The sequence below is a fragment of the Bacillus sp. FSL L8-0199 genome (assembly GCF_038005705.1).
Classification (GTDB): Bacteria; Bacillota; Bacilli; order Bacillales; family Bacillaceae_G; genus Bacillus_A; species Bacillus_A cereus.
This window is the reverse complement of record NZ_JBBOTS010000001.1, coordinates 5,388,909-5,405,369: the sequence shown is the minus strand read 5'-3', so window position 1 is coordinate 5,405,369 and position 16,461 is coordinate 5,388,909. Positions and strand designations below refer to the sequence as shown.

Sequence of the window (16,461 nt, the reverse complement as noted above, 5' to 3'; positions counted from 1 at the left end):
GATAGTTTTTTATTTATGATTCTTTTAAATCATCCACTAGTTGCTCCGCTAAACGTCTATACATATTACTCATAGTCACGAAGGATGTTAGTAGTAGAAATTTTTCTAGCTTTGTATCTTCTAAGGAAGAAATCTCATTTACTTCTGTAACACGGTTATTTACGTCTTGTTTAAAGCTTTCGACATTGCTTTCAGTAAGAGCAAGATAATTTTTGTATAACGTATTTAATTCGAATGAATCATCATTTAATAAGGAGTCATTTATAGTTTCTAATGAACTTTTTATGTCGTTAATGGAGAGAGCTCCCTTTAATTGATAAATTAGGCTAATTAAAATCATATGCTCTTTTGAATACTTTTTATTTTTGATAGGGATGAATAGTTTCCCTTTTGCGTAATTATTAATCATCGTTTTTGTTAATACTTTTTCATCATCAGTTCTCGTTGTATCTGCATAAGTATTCTCAAATAGTTGGACAACTTGGTCTACATATAAGTCAACATTTGGAATATCCTCAAGTTTAATGTTTTTTTCTAAATGTAATGTCTTAAGTAATTCATTTATATTTTCCACGTAGAATCCCTCACTTTTATAACTTAGTGGAACTTAATGTTTAATATATCTTTAAATATGGTATTACGAAACAAATGAATTGTAAATGTTGACCTTAAAAAGAAATGTGTATATAATTACATGTAGTTATCAAAACTACATGTAATTATATGAGGGGTGTTATTATGAATACTTATGTAAGAGAACCAGTTAATGCATTTACTCACTTAGGTGGAGCGATATTATCATTTATTGCGTTATTAGCTATGCTTGTGAAAGTTTCTATCAAGATGCCATCATTTGCTGCAATTACAGCTGTTATTTTGTTTGGTATTGGAATGATGGTCCTTTATACGGCGTCAGCTGTATATCATAGTGTTGTGGCCAATGAACGTGTTATATACTTCTTTAGGAAGCTAGATCATTCTATGATTTTTATATTAATTGCAGGTACATATGCACCCTTTTGCTTAATTACATTAAATTCAGCAAGTGGTTTGCTATTATTTTGTTTAGTCTATGCAACTGCGATTTGTGGCATTGTATTTAAAATGTTTTGGTTTAATTGTCCAAGGTGGTTATCGACAGCAATTTATATTACGATGGGTTGGTTAATTGTTTTATTCTTTGCGCCGTTAGCTGAGAATTTAAGTACAGGAGGCATTATTTTCTTAGTACTTGGTGGCATTTTTTATACAATTGGTGGATTTATTTATGGAACAAAGCCAAAATGGTTAGAGTTTAAATATATGGGGCATCATGAAATTTTTCATGTTTTTGTATTATTAGGTAGTCTTGCGCATTTTCTAAGTGTATATTGTTACGTAATTTAATAAAAAAACGTCACATAATTTTTATTATGTGGCGTTTTTTTATTACCTGATTAGAATCGTATATGTTATAAAATTATTATGGGATAAAATGTAAGTTTCTGTGTTCGCATGTTAAACATAGGATAAGAAATATGTGATATACTTTGAGAAGTTTATAATGAATGAAATATGGAGGACTATAATTATGGCAATACTTGTAACAGGTGGAGCAGGATATATTGGTAGTCATACATGTGTAGAATTACTAAATAGCGGTTACGAAGTTATAGTAGTGGATAATCTTTCGAATAGCTCGGTAGAATCTATAAATCGAGTGAAAGAAATAACAGGAAAACAATTTAAGTTTTATAAAGAAGATGTTTTAAATCGCGAAGCGCTTGACGCAATTTTTGAAGAAAATTCAATTGAAGCAGTTATTCACTTTGCAGGATTTAAAGCTGTAGGGGAGTCAGTAGCGATTCCATTAACATATTATCATAACAACATTACAAGCACGTTAGTGCTATGTGAAGTAATGCAGAAACATAATGTAAAGAAGATAATCTTTAGTTCATCTGCAACTGTATATGGTATCCCGGAAACGTCACCGATTACGGAGGAGTTTCCATTAAGTGCAACAAATCCATATGGTCAAACGAAATTAATGATTGAGCAAATTATGCGTGATGTAGCATTTGCAGATCCAGAATGGAGTATCGCATTACTTCGCTATTTCAATCCATTTGGTGCACACGAAAGTGGGCGTATCGGAGAAGATCCAAATGGAATCCCAAATAACTTAATGCCATATGTAACGCAAGTAGCGGTAGGTAAGTTAAAAGAATTAAGCGTATTCGGAAATGACTATCCAACGAAAGATGGAACAGGAGTCCGTGATTACATCCATGTTGTGGACTTAGCAAATGGTCATGTAAAGGCGCTTGAGAAAGTACTGAGTACAACAGGAGTAGATGCTTATAACCTGGGCACAGGCATGGGCTATAGTGTACTAGAGATGGTTGAAGCATTTGAAAAAGTTTCAGGCAAGAAAGTTCCTTATAAAATTACAGAGCGTCGCCCAGGTGATGTGGCAGTATGTTTTGCTGATGCATCGAAAGCAAAGCGTGAATTAGGCTGGGAGGCAACACGCGGATTAGAAGAAATGTGTGCTGACTCTTGGAAATGGCAATCAAATAATAAAAATGGCTATCTAGAAGTTTAATGGTGAATATACAAAAATGACCTTTGCATAAAAGCAAGAGGTCATTTTTTATATTCATTTTCTACTAAGTTTATTAGCGAACCTAGAAAAGAACGTTCGCTGTTTTAAATGATATGATTTTACAATATCTTATGCTACAAGGTAGTAGAATGAGATAGAGTAATGTATTATTTTATTGATTTTTTATGGGAATTGAAAGCGTATTATTGAAATGTATTCCAACACTTGTATCATTGCTAGAGTACGTTTATAATCAAGGAATCCTAGTTCATGTTTTGATAGGATTATTTATTATTGAAAGCGTTTTAAGTTCACTCCTTTTTTGAGGTAGGAGGTCTGACTTATTTAGATGAAAAATTATGTATGTAGTTTTAAATGGGAAGAAAAATAATATAAGTATCATTTTATAGTGTGGGGAGGTTAAAAGTGTGAAAGGTAAAGATTTTCACACGAATATATATGGGTTATGTAGGATTATTACTTTCAGGGGCAGCTTTATTTTTAAATAGTCTTGTTATATTAGGGAAAGCAGAGATGAAAAGTGCGGGTGTTTTTAATTTATTTGTGGGTGCACTACAAATTATTATTCCGTTTTATTTGATTATGATTTCTGACCAAAGCAATTGGACAGTGTATTCATATGCGGCTACTTTCTTATTTGGATTAACTTATTTATATGTAGGTGTTACTTTTATAAAAGGAATGGATAGTAGTGGTCTAGGATGGTTTTGTATTTGGGTAGCAATTATAGCCTTATTCTATATGGTTGTTTCATTTGTTCAATTCCATGATGTTGTTAATGCGTTAACGTGGTTTATGTGGGCATTACTTTGGTATTTATTCTTTGTATTAAATACACAAAAGAAGAACATTAATCAATATCTTGGAAGGATTGCCTTCGTACAATCATGGGTAACATTGACTTTACCTTCACTCTTTTATTTTATGGGAGTGTGGGGAGAGGGATTTGTATATGAACTATGGGTTTATGTATCAGTAATTTCTATTTTGTACTTCTGTTATTGTATTTATAAATATCGAGTCCGTTAATATATTATCTGTATAAAGGCATGGAATCGTTAAACGAATTCCATGCTTTTTATATGTTAGCACTTATAATAGAGAGGTAGTATTTTACAATTTGCTAAAGTGGGGATGATGAAGTTGAAAAAAGTATTGGTGCTAGGGGGAACAAGATTTTTTGGTAAACATTTAGTAGAAGCACTTTTGCAAGAGGGGCACGATGTAACGATTGCGACGAGAGGAATTACGGAAGATTCTTTTGGCAGTAGAGTAAAAAGACTTATTGTAGATAGGGAAGATGAAAAACAACTAGCAGAGCGTCTAGGAGATAAAATTTATGATATTGTATACGATAATTTATGCTATAGCTCGAATGCAGCGAAGGTAATATGTGAAGTGTTACGAGGGAAAACGAAGAAATATGTTATGACATCTTCAATGGCCGTCTATGAACCTGCCCTAAGCTTATCAGAAGAAGACTTTAATCCGTACGAGTATGCAATCGCGTATGGAGATAGGAATGACTTCAATTATGGTGAAGGAAAGAGATTAGCTGAAGCCGTTGTATTTCAACATGCAACATTCCCAGTCGTTGCAGTGCGTTTTCCAGTTGTTATTGGAGAAAATGATTATACGAAAAGGTTACAATTTTACGTTGAATGTATTGTGAACCAAAAACCTATCGTTGTGGATCATGTAGATGGAACTTTGTCATTTATACATGAAAAAGAGGCAGGAGAGTTTCTAGCTTGGTGCGGAATGGCAAATGTGAGAGGAGCAATTAACGCCTGTAGTAACGGAGTAGTTTCTATGGAAGAAATTATGCATTTCATAGAAGAGAAGACGGGAATAAAAGCACTCATTCAGAAAGCTGGGGGAAATATAGCTCCTTATAATGAGGTAACTAACTGTACGTTACATAATGGAAAGGCTCGTGAATTTGGATTTTTGTTCCGAGAGCTGGAACTAGAAATGAAAAATGTTTTAAAACATTATATAAATACAATGAAGTAATCATAAATCCCCCGGTGGCAATCCGGGGGATTCTGGAGGATTTCGACAATACTGATTTTACATTACCAAATTTACCTTATACGTACGACTAATGTTTTTGTGATTGAATTGCTTGTAAATACTTCTCGTTTACTTGGTCCCAGTTTACTGTATGCCACCAGTTGGTAACAAACTCTGGGCGCCTATTTTGATACTTTAAATAATAAGCATGTTCCCATACATCAATTACGAGTAAGGGGATTTTCCCTTCTTGCAAAGGCGTATCTTGATTTGGTGTACTCATAACAGAGAGTTCCTCACCGTCAAGAACAAGCCATCCATAGCCACTTCCAAAACGACTAATAGCAGCTTTGGAAAGTTGATCTTTTAAGTTGTCAAAGGTATTGAAATAATAATCAATTACTTTTGCAACGTCTCCATTAGGCTCACCGCCACCTCGTGGGCTCATCACTTCCCAAAAAAGACTATGACAATAGTGACCACCACCGTTATTTCGTACAGCTGTAACAATTTCCTTCGGTAAAGCATCTAAATTACATAGCAATTCTTCTAAAGATTTATTATGTAATTCAGTATAATTTTCTAAAGTAGCATTTAAATTGTTTACGTATGTCGCATGGTGCTTTCCATGATGAATGGAAAGTGTATTGCTATCAATATGTGGCTCTAGTTCATCATAGTCATATGAAAGCTTTGGCAATTGAAATGAAGACATAACATTACCTCCTTTCCATTTAAAAAGTTGGTCTAGGTAAAAATACTTTACCTGAGTCAAAAATACACCCATTTTCCATATAAGTCAATAGTAAGTCCATTAATTTTCTGAAAAATATTACAATAAAAGTAACACTCTCACTTTCATTTGTGACTCCTATCCTTTTTGCTTATACTGTAAAGTAGCAGGGTTTTGTTGAAATAGAAGGAGATTGTTTATGAGTAAAACGAAACAATTAATAGAGGAAGCAAGTAATTTTATTACGATTTGTTATAAGGAGCTTCATAAAGAACAATTGATAGAAGAACGTATAAAAGAAATTCAAATTGAGATAGAGAAGACAGGGACATATGAGCATACATTTGAAGAACTTGTTCATGGTTCACGAATGGCATGGCGTAACAGTAATAGATGTATTGGAAGACTATTTTGGAGTAAGATGCACATATTAGATGCGCGCGAAGTAAATGATGAAGAGGGTGTATATAATGCATTAATTCATCATATTAAATATGCAACGAACGACGGAAAAGTTAAACCAACCATTACGATTTTTAAGCAATATCAAGGTGAAGAAAATAATATAAGAATTTATAATCACCAATTGATTCGATATGCAGGATATAAAACAGAAACGGGAGTGATTGGTGATTCTCATTCCGCTACATTTACGGACTTTTGTCAGGAGCTTGGTTGGCAAGGAGAAGGTACGAATTACGATGTATTGCCACTTGTGTTTTCTATAGATGGAAAAGCGCCTATATATAAAGAAATTCCGAGAGAAGAAGTAAAAGAAGTGCCAATTGAACACCCAGAATACCCTATTTCATCACTTGGAGTAAAATGGTATGGTGTTCCAATGATTTCAGATATGCGTTTAGAAATTGGCGGTATTTCTTATATAGCCGCTCCGTTCAATGGATGGTATATGGGAACAGAAATTGGGGCGCGCAACTTAGCAGATCATGATCGTTATAATTTACTTCCGGCTGTTGCGGAGATGATGGATTTAGATACATCGAGAAACGGTACCTTATGGAAAGATAAGGCGCTAATTGAGTTGAATATTGCCGTACTACACTCCTTTAAAAAACAAGGAGTTAGTATTGTTGATCACCATACTGCTGCACAACAATTTCAGCAATTTGAGAAGCAAGAAGCTGCTTGTGGTCGTGTTGTAACAGGTAATTGGGTATGGCTTATTCCACCATTATCTCCAGCTACCACCCACATTTATCATAAACCGTATCCGAATGAAATTTTGAAGCCAAATTTCTTTCATAAATGATATTTAGTATAGGTTTTTTCTGTGAAATATAATTTTTTTAAATTACTGTTATGTAGCAAATGGAAGCCTTTACTCTCGGTTATTTTTGGAAGAGGCTTTTTGAACCAAGGAGTTCCTTATGTTATAATCAAATTTCTGTTTCGAAGACCTTATAGAAATATAAGGTCTTTTGTTTTGCTTTTTTATGTAAGAGGAAGAGATTCTTTCTTTTTAATAAGGGATTTGGCATATTTTTAGGGACAACATAAGTATGTGGGAAGTCGATAAAATGTTATGCATATATAATTATTGTGTTTTGGTTTTAAACAATAAAACATAATAAAGTTGTTTTTTTAGATTGCTGAGGAAGGAGGAAGTGTAAATGAGGATGAAGAGTCGAAAAACTGATTGGCCTGTATTTATTATTAGTGGTGGTTCACTTTTATTATTTGTAATTGCAGTTTTTTTGAACAAGGATTATGTAGAGAGTGCGATTAATAAAAGTTTCGCTTTTTCAATTAAATATTTCGGTGCCTTCTGGCAAGTTTTATTATTAGGTACATTTATTGTTGCGATGTGTATGGCGTTCTCCAAATATGGGAGAGTTAAGCTTGGAGGATTAGAAAAACCTGAGATTAGTACGGCAAAATGGCTTGCTATTATTATGTCTACATTACTTGCCGGAGGTGGCGTTTTTTGGGCAGCAGCAGAGCCAATGTATCATTTGATGACGGTGCCACCAATACATGATGGTATATCTGCTGGAACGAAAGAAGCAGTCATGCCTGCTTTAGCACAAAGTTATATGCATTGGGGATTTTTAGCATGGACGATTTTAGGTACAATTAGTGCGGTAGTTATGATGTATGGACATTATCATAAAGATATGCCGCTAAAACCTCGAACGCTTTTATATCCTATTTTTGGGGAAAAATTAAGAAAGAGCCTGCTTGGAACGATAATTGATGCAGCTGCAATTATTGCAGTAGCTGCAGGTACAATTGGCCCAATTGGATTTTTAGGTTTACAAGCAAGTTATGGATTACAAGAATTATTTGGAATTTCTGATGTGTTTACTACTCAATTAGCAATTATTGTTTGTGTGGTGGCCGTGTCTACCATATCGGCAGTAACAGGTATTGATAAAGGGATTCAAATTATAAGTAATTTAAATGTTAGATTAGCAATTGTATTAATGGCATTCATATTACTATTTGGGCCAGGTGGATTTATTATTGATTCGTTTGTTTCTTCGTTTGGATTTTATGTAAATGAGTTTATACCGATGAGCACATACCGTGGTGATACAAGTTGGTTAGGATCTTGGACAATCTTTTTCTGGGGATGGTTTATTGGATACGGACCAATGATGGCAATTTTAGTGAGTCGAATTTCAAGAGGGAGAACGATTCGAGAAATCATCGTTGCAATTGGAATTATCGCACCTATTATTACAACGTTTTGGTTTACTATATTAGGTGGATCAGGCGTGTTTTATGAGTTGATGAATCCTGGGTCTATCTCGGACGCATTAAGTGAATCTGGTATGCCGGCAGCTATGATTGCAATTACAGGACAATTGCCACTTTCTAATATTATTGGACCAGCATTTCTTTTATTAACAATTTTATTTGTAGTGACAACAGGAGATTCAATGGCGTATTCCATTTCAATGGCAGTGACTGGAGACGGAGATCCTAGAATTAGTTTGCGAATTTTTTGGTCGCTTATTATGGGCGCAGTTGCAGCAATTCTTTTATATATGGGTGAAGGAAGTATTAATGCGCTACAATCGTTTATCGTGGTGACGGCAGTTCCGGTATCAATTTTGTTATTCCCGATGCTATGGTTAGCGCCTAAAGTTGCGGGAGAATTAGCATTAAAACAAGGTATTGTAAAAGAAGAAGATAAAACTGCATTCTTATTTCAGAAGGCTAGTAAATCAAAATAAATAAAAACGTAAAAGAGGAAGCATCTTAAATGAGATGCTTCCTCTTTTACGTTTAATCTAATACTTTTCCCTTTGTTTCTGGTACACATAGTAGCATTGTAATTAACCCGATTGGGTAGATGATAAAAATTAAGGACAATGCTCCAAGTAGGTTGCCACCTGTAGCGAGTAAGCCAATAATAACAGGCCCAAATCCAGCTAACCCACGTCCTGTACCGAAAATAAAGTTTTCAGCGGTAGAGCGAGCTTCAGCAGGATAGTTTTCAGCTAAAATTGCTCCAAACCCTCCCATCATTCCATTTGCAAAGAATCCAAGCAATGCACTTCCCCATAATAATAATGTTGAATCTGTGAATAAGAAGAAGTAAATGAGACAGTATACTGTACCGCCAATATAATAGATTGCAAAAGTTTTACGGCGACCAATTTTATCAGCCAGAATACCAAAGATTGCAATTCCAATTAGCATACCGATGGTAGAAATGAACATCCAGCCACTTGCTTTTGCTAATGTATAGTTATATTTATTTGCTAAAATAGTGGGCATCCATGTGAAGATTCCGTAATATCCGAAGTTTTGGATAAACGACATAATAATAAGACCGATTGTTGTAATTGTTACTTTTTTATTGGCAAATAACTTTCGAAGTGGGAATTTTTTTATATGTTTTAGTTGTTCTGCTTCAGTAGTTGTTAATTTACCTGCAGCTTCTTTTTGCAATAGTTCCTTTTTGTAGCGTTGTTTTTGCTCCCATATTTTCGGTTCACTTAAACTTTTACGGACATAGACAGCTAGTAAAGCTGGAATTAATCCAAATAAGAAAACGGCTCTCCATCCAAAGTGCGGGACAATAAATGCTGGAAGGAGTGAAGCAACCAGTACACCAAATTGCCATCCAAGTGCAACAACAGATGTCGCTTTAGCGCGCATTTCTTTAGACCATGTTTCTGTTACAATGGCCATTCCGATTCCGAATTCACCACCAACCCCCATTCCAACTAAAAAGCGCAGAATTAATAATTGCCAGTAGTCTGTTGCGAAATAAATGAGTGCGGTTGCTAGTGAAAACAGTAAGATTGTGAAGGCCATTGTACGAATACGGCCAAATAAATCAGCAATAAATCCAAATAAATAAGAACCAATTAACATCCCTATTGTGGTAGCTAATGTTAAGTTTCCACCTTCAACAGGACTTAAGTGAAACTCTTTTAAAATATAGACAAGTACGAAAGATAATAGCAACATATCTAAACCTTCTGCTGCATATCCTAGCGCAGAACCAAATAATGTTTTATATCTTTTCGCTTTCGTCTCCTCTGTTGCTTGTTGTACATCAGTAGTGACGTTCATTATTACTCCTCCTTATTTTCTACAGTCGCTATGGAAGAATAACAAAAGGCCTTCTCACCTGATATGATGAGAAGGCCAAAAAAGCATACGTATCCCCAAAAAAGAACATACGTATATTGTATTCCGACTTCCTTCTCAACCTCACGGGGTTGGGTTAAAGGACTGTATTATATTACTTTATTTTTAGCACTCTTCTATTGTATTGTCAAATAAAGAGGAATTTATTATGTGTAAAATATTTCAAAAAACATTTCGTTCTTCTTGACGCCGACTTCATTATTTTCCCATAATAAAACTAACTAAATAAAAAGGAATGAATCAAAGATGCTAAATTTAGTACTCATGATGATCGAACGAGTCGGACTTATAGTTATTTTAGGATTTTTACTCTCTCATATTAAAACTTTCAGACGCCTCCTTCATAAACAGGATGGCTATGTAGATAAGCTTAAGCTTATTTGTATTTTTTCGGTATTTACAATTGTAAGCAATTACACTGGGATTGAAATAGCAGGAAATACGATTATGAATGAAAACTGGTTACAAGGTGTTTCTTCTTCAAGTACAATTGCGAATACGCGTATTATGGGTGTTGGTATTAGCGGCTTACTTGGTGGCCCTATTGTAGGGGTTGGAGTCGGATTTATTGCTGGTATTCATCGTTATATGCTTGGTGGTACGACAGCGCTAAGCTGCGCAATCTCTTCTATTTTAGCTGGGATTATAACTGGTTATATCGGATATATTTTCAAAAAATATAATCGTACAATTACTCCTAAATTTTCAGCAGTTTTAAGTGTTTTTATCGTATCTTTAGAAATGCTTATGATTTTATTAATTATAGAGGATGGAATTAGCGTTGTGAAAACAATAGCGATACCAATGATTCTTGTAAATAGTTTTGGAAGTTTTATTTTACTTTCTATGATACAAGCTATTTTGCGTCAGGAGGAGAATGCAAAGGCACTTCAGACTCATAAAGTATTACGTATTGCAGATAAAACGTTACCGTATTTCCGCCAAGGCTTAACAGAAGAATCATGTAAGCATGTGGCACAAATTATTCACCGTTTTACAGGAACAGATGCGGTATCCTTAACAGATACAGAGAAAATATTAGCTCATGTTGGATTAGCATCAGATCACCATATTCCTTCACATAGTTTAATAACCGGTTTGTCGAAAGAAGTGTTAAACACAGGGAAAATAATGAAAGCGAAATCACGTGAGGTTATTAATTGTCAACATGAAGGCTGCCCTTTGCAAGCGGCGATTGTAATTCCACTAACTTCGCATGGAAATACGATAGGGACATTAAAACTCTATTTCAAAAATCCTAACCAGTTAAGTCGTGTGGAAGAGGAATTAGCAGAAGGGTTAGCAAAAATATTCTCCACGCAGTTAGAGTTAGGAGAAGCTGAGTTGCAAAGTAAATTACTTCAAGATGCGGAGATAAAAGCATTACAAGCGCAAATTAACCCACACTTTTTATTTAATGCGATTAATACAGTATCAGCTTTATGCCGAACAGATGTAGAAAAAGCAAGGAAGTTATTATTACAGCTTAGCGTATATTTCCGTTGTAATTTGCAAGGGGCACGTCAGTTATTGATTCCACTAGAACAAGAATTAAACCATGTACAGGCATACTTATCACTAGAACAAGCAAGGTTCCCAAATAAGTATGAGGTAAAGATGTATATTGAAGATGAGCTAAAGACAACTTTAGTACCACCATTTGTTCTTCAACTATTGGTTGAAAATGCATTGCGACATGCTTTTCCGAAGAAGCAACCAGTATGCGAAGTGGAAGTGCATGTTTTTGAAAAAGAGGGTATGGTTCACTTTGAAGTAAAAGATAATGGACAGGGAATTGAGGAAGAACGTTTAGAACAATTAGGAAAGATGGTAGTTTCGTCAAAGAAAGGGACTGGAACAGCTTTATATAATATTAATGAACGTCTTATTGGGTTATTTGGGAAAGAAACGATGCTTCATATTGAAAGTGAATTAAATAAAGGGACGGAGATTACCTTTATTATTCCAAAAAAAGTAGGGGAGGAAGAGCCGGGTGTTAAAAGTATTAGTAGTTGACGATGAAATGTTAGCACGTGATGAACTAAAGTATTTATTAGAGAGAACGAAAGAAGTTGAGATAATTGGTGAGGCTGATTGTGTGGAAGACGCATTAGAAGAACTAATGCAAAGTAGACCAGATATTGTGTTTTTAGATATTCAATTATCCGATGATAACGGATTTGAAATCGCGAATATATTAAAGAAGATGAAAAATCCACCTGCAATTGTATTTGCTACTGCCTATGATCAATATGCGCTGCAAGCATTTGAAGTAGATGCGTTAGACTACATTTTAAAACCATTTGATGAAGAGCGTATTGTGCAGACATTAAAGAAGTATAAAAAACAAAAACAAGCGCAAATAGAAACAAAGCACGAAATAAAGGGGACAGATGTAACAGCAGAGATGCATAAATTAGCATTACCAATTGAAGAATCAATCGTACTTGTGAATATTGAAGATATTATATATGTAGGGCTTGTAGATGGGAAAGTAACAGTAAAAACAACGAGGGAAACGTATGTAACACATGATACACTTGTAATTTTAGAGAAGAAGTTACCACAAGCAAGCTTCATGCGCGTACACCGTAGCTTTATTGCGAATATTAATCATATTACTGAAATTCAGCCATGGTTTAATTCTACTTATAATTTAATCATGAAAGAAGGATCGAAAGTACCTGTTAGCCGTACATATGCAAAAGAACTCAAGAAGCTGCTTCGTATTTAAGAAGCAGCTTTTGTATTTCATCCTTTTATATTTGTAACTGATTCTGTATATTTGACGTTCTGTTATGTAAACGCTTACTTATACGTTTGTATCCTATACAATAAAGGTACCAAATCGAAAGAGGTGGCCAAAATGAGTACGAAAAAAGTATATAGTTTCTTATCACAAGCATTCATATTCTCAGCTATTATGTTAATTTCTAATATTATTGCAACACATTTACCAATTCCAATGCCTTCATCGGTAATCGGGTTAGTTATTTTATTTAGTCTATTATGTTTAAAAGTTATTAAATTGGAGCAAGTTGAATCACTCGGAACAGCTTTAACAGGTATTATTGGATTCTTATTCGTCCCATCAGGTATTTCAGTTATTAATTCTCTTGGTGTAATGGGGCAATACTTTGTACAAATTTTAACTGTAATTGTTGTAGCAACAGTTATTTTACTTGCTGTAACAGGGTTATTTGCACAATTTATTTTAGGAAAAGATGAAAAAGAAACAGAAGATACAAAAGAATTGAAAGTAGTAAATAAAGGACGCAAGCACGGAAAGGTTGCGTAACCATTGCATTTATATATTGTTAGGAGGTAATGAACATGGCAAGCACAATGACTCCATATTTCGGAATCGTCGTTTCATTAATCGCATACGGAATCGGAACATTATTATTCAAGCATTCAAAAGGGTTCTTCCTATTTACACCATTATTCGTAGCGATGGTATTAGGGATTGTCTTTCTAAAGGTAGGTAACTTTACTTTTGAAGAATATAATACTGGCGGAAAAATGATTAGTTTCTTCTTAGAGCCAGCAACAATTGCATTTGCTATCCCACTCTATAAACAAGTTGATAAGTTGAAAAAATATTGGTGGCAAATTTTATCAGCTATCGTGGTTGGATCTATTTGCTCAGTAATTGTCGTGTTCATTGTTGCAAAAGCAATCGGTTTAGATACAGCAGTAATGAATTCAATGCTACCACAAGCAGCAACAACAGCAATTGCGTTACCAATTTCAGAAAGTATTGGTGGTATTCCAGCAATTACATCGTTTGCAGTTATTTTCAACGCAGTTATCGTATACGCATTAGGAGCATTATTCTTAAAAACATTTAGAGTGAAACATCCGATTGCAAAAGGTTTAGCACTTGGAACAGCGGGTCATGCATTAGGAGTTGCGGTAGGAATTGAAATGGGTGAGGTAGAGGCAGCGATGGCAAGTATTGCTGTAACAGTAGTTGGGGTTGTAACAGTAGTTGTCATCCCAATGTTCATACCATTCATTGGATAGTAAAACTTACTTAAAAAACAAGAAAAGCAAGCTATTTGTAGGACAGATTTCTACTGATAGCTTGCTTTTTATGTTACAGTAGTGGTAAGACCTATTTAAAAAAATATAAGTTTCCTTAAATCTTCATTAATACTATGTAGAATACGTTTTGAATTAGGTCATTGTATTGTAAAATAAGAAGTAAGCTACTATATACCTGTTAAGGTAGGCATATAATGAGTTTATAAAAATCTTAATATGAATGAATAATTAAAAGTAGAAAAGAGAGAGAAATCTACTTATTAACGTTTTAGTTTATAGGACAGGAGAGAGTATTCGTCGATTATGCAAATAAAAAACCTGTTTCAAAGTAAAGGATTTCAGAGGTTACTCGTATTAGTAATACTTGCTCTCGTGTTATACGGGCTGCAAAGTATGTTGAATTTAATATTAATTACGTTTATTCTCACGTATTTAATGGATCGATTCCAAAAGTTTATTTCCCGCAAATTAGATCATTTCATGCCTATTAATCGAAAAATTATTATAGCATTTCTATATGTAATGTTAATTGGTGGAATTGCTATTACGCTATTTAAATATTTACCAGTATTGACGATACAAATTTCACAACTGATTTACCAATTCAATGTATTTTTAAGAAACCCACCAGATAGTGAACTAATTAAGTATGCAGTTAATGCTGTCAATCATATGGAGCTTTCTAAATATGTAGGACAAGGCGTAGACATTTTGTATAAATCGATTACGAATGTTGGTAAATTTGGCCTTCAAGTTTTACTTTCTTTAATTTTGAGTTTGTTTTTCTTATTAGAAAAATCTCGTATTGTTGGTTTTACTGCAAAGTTTAAAGAAAGCAGGCTTGCAATTTTCTATACTGAAATTGAGTACTTCGGAAAGAAATTTGCACGTTCATTTGGAAAGGTAATCGAAGCACAATTTTTAATTGCTGTTGTTAACTGTGTTCTTTCAGTTATCGCATTATGGATATTAGGATTCCCGCAATTATTAGGTTTAGCATTAATGATTTTCTTGCTTGGATTAATTCCAGTAGCGGGGGTTATCATTTCGTTATTCCCACTTTGTATGATTGCTTACAATATTGGCGGTATTATGTACGTTGTTTATATTTTAGTTATCGTAACAGTGATTCATGCGCTTGAAAGTTACGTATTAAATCCGAAGTTTATGTCGCAAAAAACAAATTTACCGATTTTCTATACTTTTATGGTATTAATTTTCTCAGAGCACTTCTTAGGTGTATGGGGACTGATTATCGGTATTCCAATCTTCATTTTCTTACTAGATGTTTTAGACGTGACAAGTGATGAAATGGAGAAGGATGTTGGAAAAAATAAAGTGAAGTAAAGAAAAAGCATCGATGTTCGATGCTTTTTCTTTTATAACATTATGTTTCTTATGCCATACTGTAAGGAGAATATAGAATAGGGGTGAAGTAATGGCTGTAAATGAAAAGGTAGAGTTAGCTACATTTGCTGGAGGGTGTTTCTGGTGTATGGTTTCTCCATTTGAAGAGATGGAGGGCATTATACAGGTTATTTCAGGTTATACAGGCGGTCATAAAGAGGACCCAACGTATAAAGAAGTGTGCTCAGAAACAACAGGACATTATGAAGCGGTACAAATTACATTTGATGCAAATAAAATGTCGTATGAGGAATTGTTAAATATATATTGGAGACAAATTGATCCGACCGATATTGGAGGACAATTCCACGACCGCGGACAGTCTTATGAAACAGTGATTTTTTATCATAATGAAGAACAACATAAAAAAGCAGAAGTCTCAAAAGAAGAACTTGAGCAGAGTGGGCGCTTTTCAAAACCAATTGCGACAAAAATACTACCAGCAGCTACATTTTATCCAGCTGAAGAATATCACCAAGGATATCATAAGAAAAACACATTCCGCTATGAGTTATATCGTAAAGGCTCAGGACGAGATGCTTTTATTAAGCAACATTGGCCAAAGGATAATGCTCATTTAAAAGAAAAACTCAATGAGATGCAGTTTTATGTAACGCAGGAAAATGGTACAGAACCACCATTTCGAAATGAGTATTGGAACCATAAAGAGGAAGGTCTTTATGTAGACATCGTTTCAGGTGAGCCGCTATTTACTTCTCTAGACAAATTTGATAGTGGATGTGGATGGCCTAGTTTTACAAAACCAGTTATGTCAGCAAGTGTGAAAGAAAAGATGGATGTGAGTCATAATATGACGCGTACAGAAGTGAGAAGTAAGGAAGGAGATTCACATCTTGGGCATGTATTTCCAGACGGTCCAGGACCAAATGGACTTCGTTACTGCATTAATTCTGCAGCCCTTCGATTTATTCCAAAAGAGGAATTAGAGAAAGAAGGCTATGGTGATTTTCTAGTCTTGTTTGGAAATAAAAAATAACCTCGCAGTTAGCGAGGTTATTTT

Annotated in this window: 15 protein-coding genes; 12 read left to right on the top strand and 3 right to left on the bottom strand. The window is 34.5% G+C overall.

Going from position 1 to position 16,461, the window contains the following annotated elements:
• Nucleotides 1-13: 13 nt before the first annotated feature.
• Nucleotides 14-574 carry a DUF1836 domain-containing protein gene (locus NST86_RS27920; RefSeq protein WP_000427884.1) on the bottom strand — a complete coding sequence of 187 codons (561 nt, stop codon included), beginning with the start codon at nt 572-574 and terminating at the stop codon, nt 14-16.
• A 164-nt stretch (nt 575-738) separates the two neighbouring features.
• On the opposite strand from NST86_RS27920, the gene trhA reads away from it, so the two are divergent.
• From trhA to NST86_RS27900, 4 genes are all read left to right on the top strand, one after another.
• Nucleotides 739-1,386, top strand: coding sequence for a PAQR family membrane homeostasis protein TrhA (gene trhA / locus NST86_RS27915; RefSeq protein WP_001099728.1), 648 nt, complete (start codon nt 739-741; stop codon nt 1,384-1,386).
• A 184-nt stretch (nt 1,387-1,570) separates the two neighbouring features.
• The gene (gene galE, locus NST86_RS27910) at nt 1,571-2,587 is read left to right on the top strand and encodes a UDP-glucose 4-epimerase GalE (protein WP_016118979.1); all 1,017 of its coding nucleotides are present in this window, start codon (nt 1,571-1,573) and stop codon (nt 2,585-2,587) included.
• 459 nt (nt 2,588-3,046) lie between these two features.
• Complete coding sequence (locus tag NST86_RS27905; protein WP_000542569.1) at nt 3,047-3,637, top strand: AmiS/UreI family transporter; 591 nt, start codon at nt 3,047-3,049, stop codon at nt 3,635-3,637.
• Between the two features lie 105 nt (nt 3,638-3,742).
• Nucleotides 3,743-4,624, top strand: coding sequence for an NAD-dependent epimerase/dehydratase family protein (locus tag NST86_RS27900; RefSeq protein ID WP_033683613.1), 882 nt, complete (start codon nt 3,743-3,745; stop codon nt 4,622-4,624).
• Between the two features lie 88 nt (nt 4,625-4,712).
• Here NST86_RS27900 and sodA read toward each other — a convergent pair whose 3' ends face one another.
• Entirely contained in the window at nt 4,713-5,339 is a 627-nt protein-coding gene (sodA, locus tag NST86_RS27895) for a superoxide dismutase [Mn] (RefSeq protein WP_000094037.1), read from the bottom strand.
• Nucleotides 5,340-5,556: 217 nt separating this feature from the next.
• Between sodA and NST86_RS27890 the strand changes: the two genes are divergently transcribed.
• Both NST86_RS27890 and NST86_RS27885 read left to right on the top strand, forming a co-directional pair.
• Nucleotides 5,557-6,627, top strand: a complete 1,071-nt coding sequence (locus NST86_RS27890; protein ID WP_000047624.1) for a nitric oxide synthase oxygenase — start codon at nt 5,557-5,559, stop codon at nt 6,625-6,627.
• Nucleotides 6,628-6,988: 361 nt separating this feature from the next.
• Nucleotides 6,989-8,557: a BCCT family transporter gene (locus tag NST86_RS27885; RefSeq protein WP_001242442.1), complete on the top strand. Its 1,569-nt coding sequence runs from the start codon at nt 6,989-6,991 to the stop codon at nt 8,555-8,557.
• 52 nt (nt 8,558-8,609) lie between these two features.
• Here NST86_RS27885 and NST86_RS27880 read toward each other — a convergent pair whose 3' ends face one another.
• Nucleotides 8,610-9,908, bottom strand: coding sequence for an MFS transporter (locus NST86_RS27880; protein WP_001103402.1), 1,299 nt, complete (start codon nt 9,906-9,908; stop codon nt 8,610-8,612).
• 324 nt (nt 9,909-10,232) lie between these two features.
• Between NST86_RS27880 and lytS the strand changes: the two genes are divergently transcribed.
• From lytS to msrB, 6 genes are all read left to right on the top strand, one after another.
• The gene (lytS, locus tag NST86_RS27875) at nt 10,233-12,002 is read left to right on the top strand and encodes a two-component system sensor histidine kinase LytS (protein ID WP_000933590.1); all 1,770 of its coding nucleotides are present in this window, start codon (nt 10,233-10,235) and stop codon (nt 12,000-12,002) included.
• Entirely contained in the window at nt 11,980-12,720 is a 741-nt protein-coding gene (locus NST86_RS27870) for a LytR/AlgR family response regulator transcription factor (protein WP_000921841.1), read from the top strand. The genes lytS and NST86_RS27870 overlap by 23 nt, the downstream gene beginning before the upstream one ends.
• A gap of 132 nt (nt 12,721-12,852) precedes the next feature.
• Nucleotides 12,853-13,284, top strand: a complete 432-nt coding sequence (gene lrgA / locus NST86_RS27865; RefSeq protein ID WP_000104901.1) for an antiholin-like murein hydrolase modulator LrgA — start codon at nt 12,853-12,855, stop codon at nt 13,282-13,284.
• 35 nt (nt 13,285-13,319) lie between these two features.
• A complete protein-coding gene (gene lrgB, locus NST86_RS27860; RefSeq protein ID WP_000168868.1) occupies nt 13,320-14,012 on the top strand; it encodes an antiholin-like protein LrgB in 693 nt (230 codons plus the stop codon).
• A 324-nt stretch (nt 14,013-14,336) separates the two neighbouring features.
• Nucleotides 14,337-15,380 (top strand): AI-2E family transporter, encoded by a 1,044-nt coding sequence (locus NST86_RS27855; protein WP_001166010.1) that lies wholly within the window; start codon nt 14,337-14,339, stop codon nt 15,378-15,380.
• Between the two features lie 91 nt (nt 15,381-15,471).
• On the top strand, nt 15,472-16,437 hold the full coding sequence (gene msrB / locus NST86_RS27850) for a peptide-methionine (R)-S-oxide reductase MsrB (protein WP_016118975.1): 966 nt from the start codon (nt 15,472-15,474) through the stop codon (nt 16,435-16,437).
• Nucleotides 16,438-16,461: the final 24 nt, after the last annotated feature.